We start from the raw sequence: 17564 nt of genomic DNA, 5'->3' as shown, positions 1-17564 counted from the left end.
TCCGGAGTCGTTTGAACTGGTGTAGCCGGGCGAAAGCGCGCTCGACGCCCCAAGGGGCTTTGCTCAGGACGATCCGTGGGCGATGCTGCATCGGACGATGAGCGCCTCGATACCAAGTTGCCGCAGCAGTCAGCGGTACTCGTTGTAACTGCGGTCGGCAAACAGCGCAGAGGGCTGAGGACATCGACTGGACCGTGTCGGTGGACTCCCCTGTCTGCCGGGCTCACCAGCGTTCCGCCGGTGCCAGGAAAAAGAGGCTCCAGACCTGGCCGAAACGACGACCACTCGCTGGGCTGCTTCCGTGGCAGCCTGAGTCGGCGGTTGACCTCGCCAGTGACGCCCGTGCATGCCCCCTGGCCCTCCGCGTCACCGCAGGCCAGACGGCGAGGCACCAGCCTTCGAGACCGTCATAGCAGCCATCGGCGTTCCGCGAAGCGGCCCCGGAAGATCGAGGACCCGCCCTGGTGCCGTCTTGGCGGAGCGCGCGTATTCCTCCCGCGCGATTCGGCAGCATCTACGCCGACGCGGAATCCGCGCTGCTGTCATTCCCCAGCCCTGCGACCAGATCGGCCACCGTCTGTGACAAGGTCGCGTCGGCGGCCGACCGCCTGCCTTCGACGCCGAGGCATACAAGCAGCGCAACTCAGTCGAACGCCGCATCAACCGGCCTAAGCAATGGCGCGGCCTGGCCATGCGGACCGACGAGCTCGCCATCGCCTACCAGGCTGCACTCCACCTCGCCGCCGTCCTCATCCGGGCACGGCCATAACCCGCTCAGTGATCGACCACCCAACGCGCGTCCGCAGGCCAAGAGTCCGTGCCAACGATGTGCTCCACGAGCCTGAACGCCTCACGGATGGAGACGGTGTCCTCATCCCGATACTCGTCGCTCTGCCCGTTGGAGAGGACGAATCCGAAGCCCAACCCCTCAGCTCCGGGGTCCACGGCATGCTCGCCGGGATCACCCTCGTCTTCGAGCAGCATCACCATTGCTCGCTCAGCATTCGTCACGAAGGCCAGCGACCGTCCGGACGAACTCGTCAGCCACGTCTCAAGCTGCCCGCTGTCGATCCTCGACCGAAGAGCCTCCAACACCACCGCCGACGACACAGGGACAGAGCTGTCGTCATTGATCACCCAAGACTCGATCACGAGCACGACAATCTCACGGACGGATCCAAGAGACAGGCCCGAGCCTTGACTCCACTTTCTGATCCTCCCAGGCTTCAGCTGCGATAGGGCCGGTTGCCGGCCGCTGAGCTTGCCATTGCGAGCTGCGGTGTCGAACTTCTTCAGTGTCGACCTCAGAAAACCGCACGTCCTGCAACAGGACGTACGTGTCCCGAAAGTTTGGTCCCGTCAGTCCCGCGGTCCCGTTCCGCTGGGCGAGACGGGGCGCGCCGTTTCAGTCCCGTGAGCGTCGGTCCCGTTCAGGCCCGTCACATATCTTGGCAGGTCAGGCGGCTTTCGCTACAGGCTACGGGACTGACGGGACCAAGATCTACAGTTATCACACGCTGAAGCGGAAAGAGATCACGTGCGCGCGTACGTGACGTCATTACTCCAAGCCGGTGATAACTGCCAACCTGAGTCCCGTCAGCCCCGTCCCCCGGGAAAGAAACCCGCTGACCAGCACGTTTCCCTGCGGGACCAAACACGGGACTGACTCTCCCGAACCCCTCAGCCCCGCCACGCCGCAGACCAGGGGAGCTGGCACCCGCCGTTCCTCTACCAGTGGTAGAGGAACGGGGTAGAACCGGGTTATGGGTGAGCGCGGCCGCGCGGGACCGGCTTGCCCAGCTGGCGGCCGAGCACGGCACGAGCATCCGCAGCCTGGTCGAGGAACTGGCGCAGAGCACGCCGACGCAGGCCGAGTATGCCGAGCGTGCCGAGCTGGCCCGCGCCGAGCTTGCCTCCGCTCTTGGTAGCGTGCCGAGTCCGGAGGCCGAGGCGGAGGCCCGGGCTCTGCTGGAGCGTCTGGGCGCCTCTCAGCACGGGCCGCGGGCGGCCGCGTAGTGGCGGCGATCGCGGTCGTTTTGGACCACACCGCCGCTGGGGCTCTGTACGACCCGAAGGACCCGTTCAACGAGGCGGTCGCCGCGTTCTACGTCCAGGCCTCCGGCGGGCTCGGTGATCTGTGTGCGCCGGTGCTGTCGCTGACAGCCGGTGACACGGAGCGGCCCGGGCTGCTCGGCTACATCAAGGGGCTGCGGTTCATCCGGATCGAGGCGTTCGACACCGACGCCGCGGTCACCGCGACCGAACTGCTGCACCGCCTTCACCGACCCCGACCACCTCGTGAGCACGCTTCGACGCGGTCTCCGCCAGATCCAGTACTGCAGCAACCTCATCGACGGATGCCTCGCCGAAACCGGCCTCACCTTGACGACATCACAGCAACAACGTCAGTAGCAGCCCGGCAGGCCAGTGCGTAGGCGGCCTACTCCCCCGGCGGATGCCCTTGCCGTTCCTCGTAGCCCACCATGAGGACATACAGGGCGTCCTCAATTTGCTGGCGGCAGGCTGACTGCCAGCAGATGAGCCACTGGTCGATCCCGGTGATCCCCAGAGCAGGTCGATGGCCGAATATCACCTCACGAGGCTCCCAGACCCACCCGGGCCGGATAGACACCTGCCCATGAAATACAGGGTGCAGAGGGTGTCGGCGGCGACGATGTGGGCCAACACGAGTCCGCAGACAGGTTGCCCCACGTTCCCTTGCTATCCGGCCGCCAGGCGCGAATCAAGACCACAGCATGATCGTGCAGCAGCGGTCTCGACTGGGCAGCTCTCGACTCGTAGTGCCCGAACACCGCGACGATCAATCCGTCCCGAATCGGCTTGCGGTGCTTGCCGCCACTCCCCCACCGGATTTGTGCGACCTCATCCTCCAGCCACGCCAGCACCTTGTCCCGGGAGATGTCCTGGCACAGCTCCAGCACCAGGCAGGTCTCGTCATCGCCGAGCGCCCACGCGATGGTTCTGTTCACGAGAACGGGCTCTGGCGCAACTTCTGTGGAGTGGCGCCGGTGAGTGCTTCTATATGAGCCGGGTCACGCGATTGATCTGCCAGTCCTCGTGTTCGGGGTACCTGGTACGCCGGGCGTTGGCCGATCCACACAGAAGTTGAGCCAGAACCCGAGAATGGGCAGCAGATGTTCACTACTTCGGGAGGGTGGCAGGTGCCATTCCCGCAGCGGATGAGAAGCATGTTGGCCGCCCGCCGGTGAGCTGCGAGGATGCGTCTGTTTCCCAACCGGAGGAAGTTTGTTCGTTTTCGTGTGTGCGGGATGCGGCGCCGAGCTGACCGTCCCGCTGTCCCAGGTCTCACTACCGGTCCATGCCCGTCAGCAGTACGGGAACGGAGCCCAGCTTCCGGTGCTCATGGAGTCGGGGACGTTTGCCGTGGACCCGGATCCCTGGGGAGGGCCGTGGCAGCTGTGGGACGAGATTGATCCGGGCGAGGCTGAGGCGCGCGGCATCTACGCGCCGGTCCATGCCTTGTCCGACGGCGTGCCCGGGGCAAGTGTCATTGCGCCCGGTGATATCCGTGGAACCCGGCTGCTTCCTGAGAAGCGTGGTGGTGCCTGCTGTGGCCTCGACGGGGCCGACGGGCCCAACATGGCCTGCGAGGCATGCGACCTCCCCGTGGCGACCAGGGTCGACGACTGCTCGCTCTGGCAGATGGTGCGACTCGGCTCGGATGCCGTGCACCGCGTCCCCGTCGACGGTATCCACGCCGCGCTCTTCTCCTGGGCGGAGCTGGCAAAGAAGGGGGAGAAAACGCCCCCGTTCGAGCCGATCGCCACGTGGGGAGGACGGCTGGGGCCGAACCACTACTGGTCCTGGAGTCCGCAGTGGGAGGCGGCAGCCGGCCAGGCGCTCGCCCACCTGCTGACTGCCTCCGAGGGGCAGCCGGTGACGGTCCCGGACGGCCTGACCGCGGACGTGTTTCAACGCGCGCTCGACGCCTTGCTGCCGACAGGCACCCTGAAGCGGCGCGCCGTCCTGGCCGGACCGGGACAGCCCTCCCCAGACGCGGGCGTCGACATCCTCCTCGTCCCCGTCCACCCCCAGACGGGCCGGACCTGGGCCCCCGCCGACCCGACCACACCGGCATATCTGGTGCCCCTGCCGCTGGGGGTGTGGCTGTGGCTAACCTCTCCCGAACCGAACTTGCCGGTTCCCGCGTCGGGCCGCATAGCCCAAGACGTCCTCCGCGACGACCCGCTTCCGCTGCTCCCCAACCACCTGTTCCGGGCCGACCGGGGAACGTTCCAACACACCTTGGTCCGGCTACCAGCCGTGCGCAGCCCGTGGCTGCGCACGATCCTCGAGAACCTCACGCAGAACACCTCGGCTGGCCTCTTCTAGGCCTCCGGCAATCGAACAGCACCAGACCCTCGTGCCTCCCAAAGTGGTCGACATCTGCTGTCCAATCTCGGGCTCTGGTCCACTTCCTGGGCTCTGTCGCTGATTTGGGGGTGGTGGCTGGTTGATCAAGGTGACAGGAGGATTCGGCGTCGCAGGAGGTCGAAGTTGGCCCGGCCGTACATCTGTCTCTTCAGCAGCTTGATTCTGGTGACATTGCCCTCGACCGCTCCCGAGGTGAAGGTGGTGGTCAGGGCGGCAAGTACGGCTGCTCGGTCGCGCCGTATGCCGGCGGCCAGGGTGCGTAGTTCCCGTTATCCGTCGAGGCGGACATCGGCGAGCCAGACGTCGAGGGCCAGGTGCTCGCTGCGGCGCTCGCGCACCATCAAGGCCAGGCGCCGGGCGTACTGGGTGGTCGTGGCCAGGGCAGGGCTGCGTTCGCACAGCTCGTCGAGGCACTTGCGCTCGGTGTCGGTGAGGTGTTCGGGTCGCCGCATGATCCAGTCGGTGACCCTGCGGACGATCAGATGGGGCAGCGGGGTATCCGCCGGGATCGTCCCGGTGCGGTAGGGCCGCAGGTGACGGCGGACGGTGTTGACATCTCCGCGGTAGCCCAGCTGCTGGATCTCCCGGGTGAGCGCGGCAGCGTTGGTGCAGCCCTCCATCCAGCGGTGATGCAGGTAGAGGCGGTAGTCGTCGATCATGCTCGGCCTGTGGGTCGCCGCGACGAGAAGCTGTTCGACATCGGCGGCCCGGGCGAAGCGCAGGACGGTGCCGCGGCTGAGGCGGAGCTCCCGGGCGATGGCCCGCAGGCTGTCGCCGCGTTCGATGCGTTCGTGAATCTGCTGGTGGCGCTCGCGGGTGCGGGCGACCAGCGGGCGCGGCCGTCCGTGCACGTCCAACTCGTCCGAGGCGGTGGGGTGGACGCTTGCGGGTGGACGGATCCCGTCCTGATCGGGCCGGGCAGTAAGGGGTTCCCGCAGATCAGCGCGGTGTCGTCCGACGACGCGCTCGACGGCCTCAGCGAGGTTGTGCAGCAGGTGCCAGGCATCGGCCACTTGCCGGGCCTGTGGCGCACCGGCCTGGGCACCATCGCGGAAGGAGCCGGCACGGTCGCGGCAGACAACCCTGACCTCAGGGTGTTCGCGCAGCCAGGCCGCGAAGGTGTGCGCGGTGCGGTCCGCGAGAACGTCGACGGGGCGCCGGGTGTTCATGTCGACGAGGATCGTCGCGTAGGTACGGCAGCGGCGCACGGCGAACTCGTCAACACCCAGATGGGGGACAGATTCGGGAGCCGGGACAGGCAGTGCGCGAAGGAGGCGGAGCAGAGTGTCCTTGCCGGTGGCCACGGCCAGGCGTCCGCACAGATTGGCTCCCGCACGTCCGCCCAGAAACAAGGCGATGTCTGTGAGCTGAGTGGTGAGGGCATTCGTGCGGCGGGCATGTCGACGCGTCAAGCCCGGTATCTGCTCGGCGAATGTCCGACGTTCGCAGCTGCCGTTGCCGCATACGAGACGGCGTGCCCGCAGATCGAGGCGCACCTGACGGCCTGCGACGGGACGGTCCGCCAGACACCGCTGGTAGTAGCAGTGCACACGCGAGGATCTCCATCCGCATCCCGGGCATGCGGCCGATCCCACCATGGACCGCACAGTCAGCCGGACCTCAGTGTCCCCAAGAACCATTCCTCCTACCGCCACCCCAACCCCCGGGAGAAGAAGGTCGGCGAGGCGAACCACATCCCCCACTCCGAGGTGATGCCCACCTGCTCTTGATGGTCACCACCCCCAAATCAGCGACAGAGCCCAAGATCTGTGCCAGAACCGAAACTCGTGAACAGAGCCACACGCGATATGCGCCGTCGGCGGCGTCCGGAACACCGAGTCCACGGCCAGCCAGGACGTCCGCTCTTTGGCCTTCTCGGTTTTCGGCGAGTGATTGTGCTCGATGGGCCTGCCCAGCACGGTCGCCCGCCGTCCTGTCGCCGGATCATCGCCCGCTTCCAGGCGCTCGCGCTCGATCCGGTCGGCATCTGGGTGCCGACCTTCCCTCAAGAGCAGTTCGGCATGCCGCACGGTCACCACACCCCTGGCCGTAAGACCGACTGCAGCCAGGCCCTGCCCCTTCCAGACGCCGGGTGGGACACCGGCTTCGTCCTGGCCGCCGCGCAGCGGCGTACCCGCGGCGCGCCGGCCATCTCCGACCATTACGCCGCAGAAGAGCAGCGCCACCCGTTCCTACGCCCCTATGCACGCCAGATGGCAGAGAAGTGTTCAGAGCTGTCGGTTCTGGCGGCAGTATCTGATCAGCCTTGCCGCGCGCCGATTACTGGATGCTGCGAGCTTTGGGATCAACGCGGTGGGACCGCTGAACAACGTCACGGCCACTGAAGGCAGCGGGTCTCGACGAAGGCTCCGCTTATGCGAAGGTCCCCCTACGGTGAACGGCAGGGGGACCTTCGCATCTACGTAAGCAGGTCAGTTGCGGGGGCGGCTGTCGACCGCGTCCCGGTTTCTGTGGTGCTCGTTGAGCGTGTACAGCATCTTGTCGAACTCGCTGGCGTTCATCTTGCGGATGAGGTGCATGGCGATGAAGACGCCATCGTCGTAAGGGAGCTGCTTGGGTGACATCGTCCCGGGAGTCTCAGCGGCATCGGAGACTGTGGGCCGTCTGTCGCTTCGCGGTTCGGGAACGGTCTCCGCGGGAGAGGTAACGACTGTCTGAGCGGATGGTTTCAGAGCACTCTGCTCCCCCGGCTCGCGGCTCTCGGCGATTACGTCGTCATCACCAGTGCCAGCCTCTGGATTGGTTCGCGAGGCCACGACTTCGGTGATTACGCCGTAATCACCGGCCTGTGGGTCCTGCCCGGTCTTCTTGGGTTCTTCGGTTCTGTCGGGTGTTCGTGCCTGCTTCTTCTCATCCTTGCGGAGCCGCTCTGCCTTCAGCTCTTCGAGGGCTGCCTCCTGCTGGTCAGCGGGCTTGTTGCCGACTGCGCGCAGCAGGTCTATGGGTTCCTGGCCGACACGCGCCTGGAGTTCGGGGGTGAGGTTGAGGAGGGCGAGGCGCTGAGATACCCAGCCTTGGGAGCGGTGGAGTCGCTTGGCGAGGGCTCGCTGGCTGCCGTGGATGGCCAGGAGGCGTTCGAGGGCGCGGGCCTCGTCGAGCTCCTCGAGGTCTTGGCGGTGGATGTTGGCGACGAGGGCTGATTCGAGGAGTTCTTCGGAGGTGGTGCCCTGGTCGTCGCTGACCATGATCTTGATGGTGTCGAGGCCGGCTTCGCGGGCGGCGGCGAGGCGGCTGCTGCCGTCGACGACGACGTGGGTGGTGTCCGGCTCGAGGTCGGCTTCGCGTTCGGGGTTGGCGCGGATGTAGGCGTCGCGGTTCATGACCGTGATCGCCTGCTTCTGCCCGTGGGTCTTGAGACTTCCCGCGAGATCGGTGAGGTCGCCGAGCTTGGAGCGGGGGTTGTCGGGGTTGGGGCTGATCCGGTGGAGGGGCAGCTTGGAGGGTGCGGCGACACCTTCGGTGGGGACGCCGGTGGCTGCGGCGACGGCTTGGCGGCGTGCGCTGACGGGGCGTACTCCCCCGCCGAAGCGTCCGGAGCCCAGCTGGTCGGCCTTGCTCACAGCACCTCCCTGGCCATCGCGCGCATGCCGACGGCCTGCTGCGATTTGGGGGCGTAGGAGAGCAGGGGCTTCTTCACTCGGACTGCTTCCTTCTGTTCCTTGAGGTCGCCGATGAGGCCGACGACGCGTGGATCCTTTATGTCGACCCACCCCTGGAGGGAGGAGGTGGCGATGTATCCGCGGCGGGAGTCGTACAGGTTGACGACGATGCCCAGGTAGTCGATGTCGACCTGGAGGTCGCCGCGCAGGTCGTCGATCTGTGTCGTGAGGAGTTCGTAGGCGTCGGCCGAGGAGTCTTCTGCCTGGACGACGATCAGGGCGCCGGACTGGCCGGGCTTTTCGCCGTCGCGTCGGCGGCCGTAGTAGGCGGCGGCGTCCATGCTGAGGCCGAGGCTGGGCGGGCAGTCGACGATGATTACGTCGTAATCAGCTTCGAGTGGGGCGAGTGCGCGTTCCAGTGCGGCTTCGCGGGCGCGGACGGCGGAGAGGCGTACGTCGAGCAGGAATGCGTCGTTGCAGGCGGGGAGCAGGTGGAGTTGTCCGTGGAATGCGTCGTCGTCGATGGAGACGATGAGGTCGCGGAGTTCGCCCTTCGGGTCGCCTGCCATGTGGTTGGTGAGGCTGTCGCCGTTCATCGGCAGGGGAGTGGCGCCGAGTTGGTTGGTGAGGTGGCACTGGGGGTCGAAGTCGACGAGGAGGACCCGCTGTCCGGGGCCGGGCAGGTTCTCGATGTCGAGTGGGTCGTCGCCCTGGTCGTCGGTGTTGTGGGTCTCGCTGTCGCGCAGTGCCTTGGTGAGGGCTTTGGCGACGCGTACGGGGTGGAGGGTGTTGGGGTCTTCGGCGAGTGCTTCGCCCAGGCCGGCGGTGATGGCGGTCTTGCCGACTCCGCCTTTCTGGTTGCAGACGACGATGCGGCGCGTGATCTCGGGGCGTTCGATGTCGGGTGCCGGGTTGGTGTCGAGCCAGAGGTTCACGGACTGGGCGAGGCCCTGGATGAGGGAGACCTTGCGGTCGGCGGCGATCTGACGGAACTTTTCCCACTGGCCCGGGGGCAGGAAGGTGGAGAAGGAGTCGGCGCTGGCGGTGTCGACGGTCGCGGTGGCCGAGGCGAGGCCGCACCAGTCCCTGATGCCTTGCTCGACTGCGGTCTGGATGTCGATGCCGTGCTGCGCGGCTCTGATTTTGAGGTTCTGCCGGAGCCATCCCGGCAGTTTGGAGACGACCTTCTCGCGGTCGCTGGAGGTGGCTGGCGAACTCATGAGGGACACCATACTAACGTTCATGATCAAAAGCAGCTTCGACACGTTACCTAGACCAAGTTGATAGCTGCCGAACGGTCAGCCGGGTGATTACGCCGTAATCACCCGGCTCCCCAACAGCTGTCTCTGGGCAGTGATTACGGCGTAATCACTGCGGCACCCGCATCAGCGTCCGGAGCCGAACTTGAGCCCGCAGAGCGAGGCAGCGCGGGTTGTTACTCGCTGGAGGGGATGTGCGAGAAGAGGTACGGGCCCGGGCAGCCGCGGGTTGACCGGGCCGCGAGCCTTGATCACTACCGAGCCTGTTGATTAGCTGGCCTGCATGACTGAGTTAGGACCCGCCGTCTGGCCACCTGCCCCGATCAGGGCAGAAAGGCTCGTCCTCCGTGAGTCCGAGGCACGAGACCGTGCGGCGGCCATCGAGCTGTCCGCCTCGCCGGAGGTGGGTACCTACATCGGTGGCGCGCGACCGCGTGACGAACTCGAGCGCACGATGCCTGAGGTGCCCGGGCAACGTCCTGGCGTCTTCGTGGTCGAGCTCGACGGGGCGATGATCGGTTTCGTCGAACTCAACCGACGCGACGCGGAACATCGAAGTCAGGTCCGTCCGGATGCCGGGGAGACCGAGCTCGGCTACATGTTCCTGCCGCAGGTGTGGGGATACGGGTACGCCACCGAGGCATGCGCGGAGGCACTCGACTGGTTCACCGGCTCGCATCCTGGCGAGCCGGTGGTGCTCACCACCCAGACCGCCAACGTCCGCTCGATGCGCCTCGCGGCGAAGCTCGGGTTCACCGAGATGCAACGGTATGAGGAGTGGGGTGCCGAGCAGTGGTTCGGCAGGTGGTGCCCGGTCGCACTGTCTGGCGGAGGTCGTGCTTGGCAATCCCCGCGCTCATCGCGATGAAGCCGGGTGAGCGCGAGAAGATCAATCAAGGTTCAAAACGGGACGGGACGACACGTCAGCTGTGAGAGCGGCGCGCCGTCGAGCCGGTGCCGGTCTCGATTACCCAGTAGCCCGCGGCTGAGCTTGGACGCCGGATACGACTACAGCATGGTTGACCAGAGCCTTCCGACGAGAGGGGGTCATCGGACGGATCGCCAAGCGCGGCGCGAAGACTCCCATCCAGGCCAGCAGGCGCTGAGTGGTTGAACGCACGAACTCATGGATGAACAACTTCGGCAAGCTCCGCCGCTGCGCCGAGCGACGAAGAGCTCCGCTCGAGTTCTTCACCGTCCAGGCCAGCACCATCGTCACCGTCCGGTGCCTTATCCGACACGCTTGGTCCTTCTGCTGCTGGGGGCACCCGCCCTCGAAGCCCCCGTATCCGATGACCCGCTGGTGGACGCTTTGCCCTGCTAGATTGCTGGTCATCAGGTGAGCCTTCTCGGCGCGGATTCCGATCTGCCGGGGAGGCTTTTTTCATACCTGGGGCCCGCTTGCTTCGGTACTGGTGGACCCGCTTCAAGGTCCTCGCCGTGTCGGGTGTCCCGGACGCGCCGCGCCCCACTCATCGCTTCCTTGTTTCTAGTCGCAAGAGGAGATCCATGTCATGAGCCCACGGACGATCACCGCATCTGTCATTGGAACTTGGCAACTCGGTGACCTGACCGTCAACCGCATCGGGTTCGGTGCGATGCGGTTGACGGGTACCGCGCCCTTCGACCACGGCGTGCCGTGCGACCGCGAGCAGTCGATCGGCGTGCTCCGGCAGGCGGTCGAACTCGGCGTGAACCACATCGATACCGCCGCGTTCTACTTTTCCGCGACACGCTCCGCCAACGAGCTGATCAACCGGGCCCTGGCGCCGTACCCGGAGGATCTGGTCATCACCACCAAGGTCTGGCCGGGCCGCGATCCCTCGGGCGCGTGGTGGTGGGCCGCTCCGGAGCAGTTGCGCGGCCAGGTCGAGGAGAACCTCCGCCAGCTGGGCCGCGATCACCTGGATGTGGTGAATCTGCGCGTGCCACCGAGCCGGCGGACCGGCCCGATCAGCGAGCACTTCGGAGCATTGGCCGAGTTACGTGACGCCGGTCTGATCCGCCACCTCGGTATCTCCAACGTCACGTCCGAGCAACTGACCGAGGCCCAAGCCATCGCCTCAGTAGTCTGCGTGCAGAACCCCTACGGGATCGGTGCGTCGAGCGAGGACCGGGCACTCCTGCGGCTCTGCGGTGAACTCGGCCTTGCTTTTGTTCCGTTCTTCGCGATCGCTGGTTTCGGGCGCGAGGCGGGGCCGGCTGCCAGAGACCACGAGGCGGTACGCGCCATCGCCCGCGCGCACGGTGTGTCCGTCGCGCAAGTCCGGCTGGCCTGGACCTTGCAGCAGGGGCCGCATGTGCTGGCGATCCCGGGGACCGGTGACCCAGACCATCTCGCGCAGAACGTGTCGGCCGGAGCGCTGCGGCTCTCGGAAGACGAGATGGCACGCCTCACCTCGCTGCGTCCGGACGAGCTGGCAGGAATCCATTCCACCGACCACCGCTCCCGCTGAAAGGGCCCGCCAGCGTCCTACTGGCGAACCCTCCAAGACGGGACAGCGGTGTCCTGTCTCAACGAAGTTAGTCGTCCGCATGACGGTGACCTGCGTGGACTGAGTTGGACGAGACAGGTCTACTCGGTTCGTTGAGACGAAAGACCGGAGCTGGCCCGTGGGGACTCACAGGACACCTCAGTGGGGCCTCGCTCACACGAGGCCCCGCGACGGGATCAGACGGTGAGGACGAGCTTGCCCTGGAGGTGACCGCCGTCGAGCAGCCGGTGCGCGTCGGCGACGCGCTCAAACGGGAACGTCTCCTGCACGTGGACCCGGAGCTTGCCCTGGTGGACGAGTTCGACGAGACCCCGCAGAGCGACCGGATCGGGTTCGACCGCGATGCCGCTGAAGCGCATGCCAGCCGCCTCGTACTTGGCGATGAGCTCCGAATCCTCCTCGGCGACCGCCGTCACCAGGTGACCGCCCGGGTGGAACACGTCGAGCGACCGCTCGACGGTGTCGCCGCCGATCGTGTCGAGCACGACGTCGATGTTGCGGACCGCTCGGTGAAGTCGACCGCCGTGTAGTCGATCACCTCGTCGGCGCCGAGTTCCTTGACAAACTTCCGCTTGCTTCCGCTGGCGGTGGTGATCACGTGCGCGCCGAGCGCTTTCGCGATCTGGATCGCGACGTGGCCGACCCCGCCGCCACCGCCGTGGACCAGGACGCGGTCCCCGTCGGTCACGCCGCCGAGGTCGACGAGGCCCTGCCACGCCGTCAGACCGATGATCGGCAGCGCCGACGCCTCGACGTGCGAGAGCGATGCCGGCTTGCGTGCCAGGTGCAACGCCGGCGCCGACACGACCTCGGCGTACGCGCTCGCCGCCCGCGGGAACAGCGGCATCCCGAACGCCTCGTCGCCAGGCCTGAACCGCTACGTCCCCGGGGCCTTCTCGACCACGCCGCTGACATCCCAGCCCAGAATGAACGGCGGCTGGCCGATCAGTGGGAACTCGCCGGCGCGCAGACGCGCCTCCAGCGGGTTCAGCCCGATCGCCTTGACGCGGACAAGAACCTCGGTCGGAAGAAGCTGAGGCTCGGGCGCGTCCACGACGGTGAGCACCTCGGGACCGCCGAGCGTCTGCTGGGTGATGACTCGCATGACTCTCCTGGCTTTTGGATTGGGGGAGAGAAGCCAGGCTAGGTTTCCGATAGGAACCAGCAGGTATCTTCGGCGCAGGTGCTTTTGGCGCCATGAGCGGTTTCGGTCCCGGTGATCTCTTTCTCTCCGACTGCCCGGCGCGGCTAGCAGTCGAGCTCATCGCCGACAAGTGGACGGTGGTCGTGCTCTACGGCCTCAGCAAGGGCCCGGTGCGCCATGGCGAACTGATCGAGCTGATCGGCGGCATCTCCCGCAAGATGCTCACCCAGACGCTTCGACGGCTCGAGGCGCACGGACTCATCCGCCGCCACGCCTACGCCGAGGTGCCGCCCCGCGTCGAGTACGAGCTCACCCCGCTCAGGGCGACACTGATCGATCCGATCCACATGCTGACCGAGTGGGCGAGGGCGAACGGCGACACAGTGCTTGATGCGCTCGACCCCGACCCCGACCCCGAGCCGGTCGCTCGTAGCGACTGAGGCCCCCGCTCGGGGCGGGCCTTCCAGATCCACCCCAGCCGGTACAGCCATCCAGCACCCTCAGCGCACTCAGCCGCGCGACTCGGTTTGCTGAGACAGAAGGACGAACGACTCGGTTCGTTGAGAAAGCGACTCGATTGAGTGAGACGGGACAACCGTCCACCTTGCTCAGGCCATAGATCACTTGAGGGCGTGCGGGTGATTACGCCGTAATCACCCGCACGCCCTCAGCGCAGCACTTCCACTGATTACGGCGTAATCAGCTTCCAGTCCGTCGGGTATCGGTCAGCAGCGACGTTTCGTCCTCCCCTCATGCGGAGGGGAACTCTTCTCCCCCCGGGCAGCATCCCTAGGAGTGAGCGAGGCGACCTCTTCTTGGAGCGGCTGATGGCAGGCAGTGGACTATCCCCGCAGGAACAGGTTCTCTGGGACGCCTTCCCTACGGGGCGAGTCGTTGATCTGGGTGCTGGCCCCGCTTCGTCTTCCGCTGGCCAGGTAGTCGTACGTGCCAGTGTGATTTCGCGGTTGCTGTTGGGGGAGCGAGAACCGCGGCCGGGCTTCGTGGCAGCGGTGCGGCTGCGCGGTGCCGCGGTGACGGGGCTGCTGGACTTATCAGAGTGCGATGTGCTGTACGGCTTGGCTCTCACCGCATGTTCCTTCGAAGAGGCCCCGCGGTTGGAAGCTGCAACCACGAGGCTGGTCGATCTCAGCGGCTCCCGGTTTCCCGGCCTGTATATGGGAGGTGCACGCGTCGATGGGCCTCTCCGGCTTGTGTGGTGCCGTAGCAGCCAGCAGATTCTGCTCAGCCAGGCCACCGTGACGGGAACGGCAGACTTTACTGGCCTGCGCGTCTTGGGGGAGCCGGCCCTGTTGGCTGACAGCTTGACGGAGGAGCGGGACCTGCTTCTCAAAGATGCCGACATCACGGGGGAGGTCCTCATGTGGAGCGCGCGCATCGGCGGAACCCTCGTACTCAACGGCGCCCGCGTCGCCAACCCTATGGGAGTGACCCTGAACGGCGACGGGCTCGTCGTTGACGGCGGCTTCTTCGCCGACACAGCGGACCGCCCGTTCATCTCCCACGGCGAACTCAGGCTGAAGGACGCCAGGATCTCGCGCAGCTGCACCCTGGCCGGGGCACAGTTGCGCAATGATCATGGCATCGCGTTGAACGCGGATCATCTCCATGTCGATGGCCCGCTCGCCCTGAACGATCGATTCGCTGCCGATGGATCTGTGGTGCTGACCGGTGCCCGGCTGCAGGGCCAACTACTACTGCACACTTCAACTATCAACAACCCTGGCGGTCTTGCCCTGGACGCTTCCCTCGCCCGGATAGGCGGCGACCTGAATGCTTCCAGCCTGTCCATCACGGGGCAGATGCGTCTGGAAGAAGCACATATCGATGGCTCAGCCGATCTCACCGGGGCCCAACTCGACCACCCTGGAGGCGAGAGCTTTTCCGCCCGTCGCCTGCGCCTACAGGGCCGTCTATACGGCTCCGGCCTTACCTCGTCAGGAGACATCGTCCTGACTGATGCGCACATCGGTGCCAGCGTCGAACTTCCCCTAGCCCAGTTGACCAACTCAGATGGGAACACCCTGACAGCTTGGGGGATGACGGTCGGAGGCACGGTCGACTGCTGCGACGGCTTTGTCTCAGAAGGCCCGGTCTCCTTCACCAACGCCACCATCGCCAGCACCCTGTGCTTCATGAACGCGACGATCACGAAGGACCTGTCCCTCAAGAGCGTCCGTGTCGGCACACTCAAGACGAATGGGGCCACCGCGCTCCGCGGCGAAGTCGATCTACGACACGCACAGATCGGAATCCTGGCAGACACGCCTGCCAGCTGGCCCGACAGAATCCATCTGGACGGGCTCACCTACACACATCTGGAAACAGCCCCTCTCCAGGAACGTCTCGTCTGGCTTCGCCGGCAGACCACCAGATTCCTGCCGCAGCCATACGAGCAGCTCGCAGCCGCCTACACGCGCCAGGGCAACGACCAGGCAGCACGCACCGTACTCCTGGCCAAGTGCCGCCATCACCGTTCCGTTCAATCCGCGGGACTGCGCTTGTGGGGGTGCCTCCAGGACTGGACCGTCGGCTACGGGTACCGGCCGATACGTGCCGCGGCCTGGATGCTGCTCCTGCTCGCCATCTCCACCATTGCCTTCACCTCCCACCATCCATCCCCTGCGAAGGTGTCGGAAGCCCCACCGTTTAACCCTCTGCTCTACTCCCTCGATCTGCTGCTGCCCGTCGTGGACTTCGGACAACAGCAAGCCTTCAACCCCCTGGGCTGGCAGCAATGGCTCGCCGCCAGCCTCATCGCTGCTGGTTGGATCCTCGCCACCACCATTGCCGCAGCCCTCGCCCGAACTCTTTCCCGGCGGTAAGCCCACGGCACTGCGCCAGAAACTGGTGATCGGAGGCAGTCAGCCGCTTGTGACGAGTTGGCCCGCAGCAGCAATCGCCGAACGCGCGTTCTCGCTCAAGACAGCCAAGCGCTCCGCATAGCTGCTCTTACGAACTTCTCGCACCAGGGCTTCCACATAAATGCCCAGACTGACGAACTGGGTAGGTGTCTCACAGTGGGGGAGTACCGCTTCGATCTGGTCCAGCCAGAACTCGACGTCGTCATCGTCGTCAAGCTCGGCGCGATGCTTGAGCAGACGGCTGGCCGCAGGTTCCAGTAGCGCGTGCCGTCGTGCCGCTTCCTCCCCGGCCCGCCGCTCGGCTGCGGCTTTGGCCGCAGCCTGCTGTTCTGCCAGCAGGACTGCCTCGGGAGTTCTGCGCAGGGGCCGTTCGGGATCTGCCGGATTGGAAAGAACCGCAGCACGCAGCCTCAACGCTTTGTTGTATGCGGCGCTGGGAGCCCTGACGGCCAGCGCTGGTGCCAGCTCGGCCCACTCCGCGTTCGCTGCCCTTGCATCGTCCACCGCCCGGACTTGATGAATGTCTGCCTGCTGACGCAAGTACTCCCAGAGCCGGACACGTTCTACTGCGGCGGTACGCCGCGCTTCCGTGCTCTTCAACGCCCGGGCGCGCCCTTCGAGATACAGCAAGGCCCCGAACAACTCCTCATCGGCCGGCATACGGTCCACTTCCACGTCCTCTGCCTGTTCGTGTAGATGCCGCAGCTGGCCAATGAGCGCTGCGGCATCGAGGTTACTGAATCGAACAGGCGCTCTGAGCAGGGGTTTTGTGGCAGGGGACTGTCTTCGAGTTGAACGAACCATGCACGAGAGTCTGCCTCATTCCAGCGATTCACATTCTGTGAAACAGCATCGCCAGATGCTGCCCCTTCTTGTGGTGTAGCCGATCAATGAGTGGTCGTGTTAGTGGTGTTGGGTGGCGAGAGGGCTCGTTCGAGGAGTTTGGAGGGCTCGCGCACCGCAGCATCTGCGGCGTTGAGAAGGTCTAGAGCGGTGCTTTGCCGCAGGTGCGGCTTGCCAGGCCAGCTCAGGCCCGCGAAGGTGATCACCTCAGGAAGGGGCGATCATGCAGGTGGTTACGCGATGAGCTTCGATCTCTATGTCTGGCATGAGCCGACGCCAATCACGGTCGAGCGGGCACTGTTTGTCTGCCAGAGCCTGGCAGACGGCGATGACAGCGTCGTTCAGCCTGACCCCCGCAATCTCGCCCTCCTGGATGATCTGCTGGTCGGATTCCCCGATCCCGATGACCCGGATGACGATGAGATCGACGACATCGTCTGGAGCGTGAGCCCGGACGCGAACGAACACCGGCTGATCCTTGCCGTCGGCTGGTCGCGAGCAGAGGGCTTCTCTCGCGCGGTCTTCGCTCTTGCGCGAAAGCACGGCCTGATCTGCTTTGACCCCCAGCGCAACGAGGTCCACAACCCGTCGACCCTCTGAGGGAGCACGTCGATCAATTGGACCTTGCGTCGGTGGTGTCGGGCAGCGCGGAGGCATGTCCGGGGAGCTCGGGGTAGAGCTGGTCCATGCTGCCCTCGGGCAGGTAGCGGCGCGGGAAGGCGATCCACTCGTCGTGCAGCTCGAAGAGCACGGCGGTGACCAGCCGCAGCAGCGCATCGTCGTTCGGGAAGACCTGGACGACGTCGGTGCGGCGCTTGACCTCGCGGTTGATCCGCTCCAGCGGGTTGGTCGACTGGATCTTCTTCCCATGCCGCTCCGGGAAAGCAGCGAACGCGATCAGATCG

General features: G+C 65.9%; 15 protein-coding genes and 5 pseudogenes. 10 read left to right on the top strand and 10 right to left on the bottom strand.

The genetic code is table 11. The features are described from left to right. Positions 1-188: 188 nt before the first annotated feature. Positions 189-769: pseudogene (locus ACICHK_RS43050) on the top strand (IS5 family transposase); the annotation flags it as partial. Positions 770-774: 5 nt separating this feature from the next. On the opposite strand, the gene ACICHK_RS43045 reads toward ACICHK_RS43050, so the two are convergent. After that, on the bottom strand, positions 775-1158 hold the full coding sequence (locus tag ACICHK_RS43045; protein ID WP_406841795.1) for a hypothetical protein: 384 nt from the start codon (positions 1156-1158) through the stop codon (positions 775-777). 576 nt (positions 1159-1734) lie between these two features. Between ACICHK_RS43045 and ACICHK_RS43040 the strand changes: the two genes are divergently transcribed. Both ACICHK_RS43040 and ACICHK_RS43035 read left to right on the top strand, forming a co-directional pair. Next, entirely contained in the window at positions 1735-2016 is a 282-nt protein-coding gene (locus tag ACICHK_RS43040; RefSeq protein ID WP_406841794.1) for a hypothetical protein, read from the top strand. Then, positions 2016-2435: a hypothetical protein gene (locus ACICHK_RS43035; RefSeq protein WP_406841792.1), complete on the top strand. Its 420-nt coding sequence runs from the start codon at positions 2016-2018 to the stop codon at positions 2433-2435. Before ACICHK_RS43040 ends, ACICHK_RS43035 begins: the two co-directional genes overlap by 1 nt. A gap of 8 nt (positions 2436-2443) precedes the next feature. Here ACICHK_RS43035 and ACICHK_RS43030 read toward each other — a convergent pair. Further along, positions 2444-2990 (bottom strand): annotated as a pseudogene (locus tag ACICHK_RS43030) (relaxase domain-containing protein); the annotation flags it as partial. Positions 2991-3267: 277 nt separating this feature from the next. On the opposite strand from ACICHK_RS43030, the gene ACICHK_RS43025 reads away from it, so the two are divergent. Then, positions 3268-4374: a hypothetical protein gene (locus tag ACICHK_RS43025; protein WP_406841790.1), complete on the top strand. Its 1107-nt coding sequence runs from the start codon at positions 3268-3270 to the stop codon at positions 4372-4374. Between the two features lie 125 nt (positions 4375-4499). On the opposite strand, the gene ACICHK_RS43020 is transcribed toward ACICHK_RS43025, so the two are convergent. The 5 genes from ACICHK_RS43020 to ACICHK_RS43000 all read right to left on the bottom strand — a co-directional run bounded on the left by ACICHK_RS43020 (position 4500) and on the right by ACICHK_RS43000 (position 9256). Beyond that, the gene (locus ACICHK_RS43020) at positions 4500-4670 is read right to left on the bottom strand and encodes a transposase (RefSeq protein WP_406841921.1); all 171 of its coding nucleotides are present in this window, start codon (positions 4668-4670) and stop codon (positions 4500-4502) included. Positions 4671-4685: 15 nt separating this feature from the next. Further along, positions 4686-6014, bottom strand: coding sequence for an ISL3 family transposase (locus tag ACICHK_RS43015; RefSeq protein ID WP_406841788.1), 1329 nt, complete (start codon positions 6012-6014; stop codon positions 4686-4688). 135 nt (positions 6015-6149) lie between these two features. Then, positions 6150-6602: a hypothetical protein gene (locus ACICHK_RS43010; RefSeq protein WP_406841787.1), complete on the bottom strand. Its 453-nt coding sequence runs from the start codon at positions 6600-6602 to the stop codon at positions 6150-6152. 246 nt (positions 6603-6848) lie between these two features. Then, a complete protein-coding gene (locus ACICHK_RS43005) occupies positions 6849-7997 on the bottom strand; it encodes a ParB/RepB/Spo0J family partition protein (protein ID WP_406841785.1) in 1149 nt (382 codons plus the stop codon). Next, the gene (locus ACICHK_RS43000) at positions 7994-9256 is read right to left on the bottom strand and encodes a ParA family protein (RefSeq protein WP_406841783.1); all 1263 of its coding nucleotides are present in this window, start codon (positions 9254-9256) and stop codon (positions 7994-7996) included. The genes ACICHK_RS43005 and ACICHK_RS43000 overlap by 4 nt, the downstream gene beginning before the upstream one ends. Positions 9257-9578: 322 nt before the next feature. On the opposite strand from ACICHK_RS43000, the gene ACICHK_RS42995 reads away from it, so the two are divergent. The 3 genes and pseudogenes from ACICHK_RS42995 to ACICHK_RS42985 all read left to right on the top strand — a co-directional run bounded on the left by ACICHK_RS42995 (position 9579) and on the right by ACICHK_RS42985 (position 11751). Then, complete coding sequence (locus tag ACICHK_RS42995) at positions 9579-10163, top strand: GNAT family N-acetyltransferase (protein ID WP_406841782.1); 585 nt, start codon at positions 9579-9581, stop codon at positions 10161-10163. Between the two features lie 99 nt (positions 10164-10262). Next, positions 10263-10591 (top strand): annotated as a pseudogene (locus ACICHK_RS42990) (IS5/IS1182 family transposase); the annotation flags it as partial. A 218-nt stretch (positions 10592-10809) separates the two neighbouring features. Further along, positions 10810-11751 (top strand): aldo/keto reductase, encoded by a 942-nt coding sequence (locus tag ACICHK_RS42985; protein ID WP_406841780.1) that lies wholly within the window; start codon positions 10810-10812, stop codon positions 11749-11751. A gap of 215 nt (positions 11752-11966) precedes the next feature. On the opposite strand, the pseudogene ACICHK_RS42980 reads toward ACICHK_RS42985, so the two are convergent. Further along, a pseudogene (locus tag ACICHK_RS42980) lies at positions 11967-12895 on the bottom strand (NADP-dependent oxidoreductase). A 92-nt stretch (positions 12896-12987) separates the two neighbouring features. Here ACICHK_RS42980 and ACICHK_RS42975 point away from each other — a divergent pair. Beyond that, on the top strand, positions 12988-13374 hold the full coding sequence (locus tag ACICHK_RS42975) for a winged helix-turn-helix transcriptional regulator (RefSeq protein WP_406841778.1): 387 nt from the start codon (positions 12988-12990) through the stop codon (positions 13372-13374). Between the two features lie 525 nt (positions 13375-13899). Continuing rightward, positions 13900-15777, top strand: a complete 1878-nt coding sequence (locus ACICHK_RS42970; RefSeq protein WP_406841776.1) for a hypothetical protein — start codon at positions 13900-13902, stop codon at positions 15775-15777. Positions 15778-15816: 39 nt separating this feature from the next. Here ACICHK_RS42970 and ACICHK_RS42965 read toward each other — a convergent pair whose 3' ends face one another. Continuing rightward, positions 15817-16476, bottom strand: a complete 660-nt coding sequence (locus tag ACICHK_RS42965; protein WP_406841920.1) for a hypothetical protein — start codon at positions 16474-16476, stop codon at positions 15817-15819. Positions 16477-16899: 423 nt separating this feature from the next. Here ACICHK_RS42965 and ACICHK_RS42960 point away from each other — a divergent pair, with 423 nt between their 5' ends. Beyond that, positions 16900-17259: a hypothetical protein gene (locus ACICHK_RS42960; protein WP_406841775.1), complete on the top strand. Its 360-nt coding sequence runs from the start codon at positions 16900-16902 to the stop codon at positions 17257-17259. Positions 17260-17272: 13 nt separating this feature from the next. Here ACICHK_RS42960 and ACICHK_RS42955 read toward each other — a convergent pair. Next, positions 17273-17563: pseudogene (locus ACICHK_RS42955) on the bottom strand (transposase); the annotation flags it as partial. Between the last annotated feature and the right edge of the window lies 1 nt (position 17564).

It is taken from the genome of Streptomyces sp. AHU1 (genome assembly GCF_045343905.1).
In the GTDB taxonomy this organism is placed as follows: Bacteria; Actinomycetota; Actinomycetes; order Streptomycetales; family Streptomycetaceae; genus Streptomyces; species Streptomyces triticiradicis.
The sequence above is the reverse complement of the archived record's forward strand: the minus strand, read 5'-3'. Positions and strand labels throughout refer to the sequence as shown.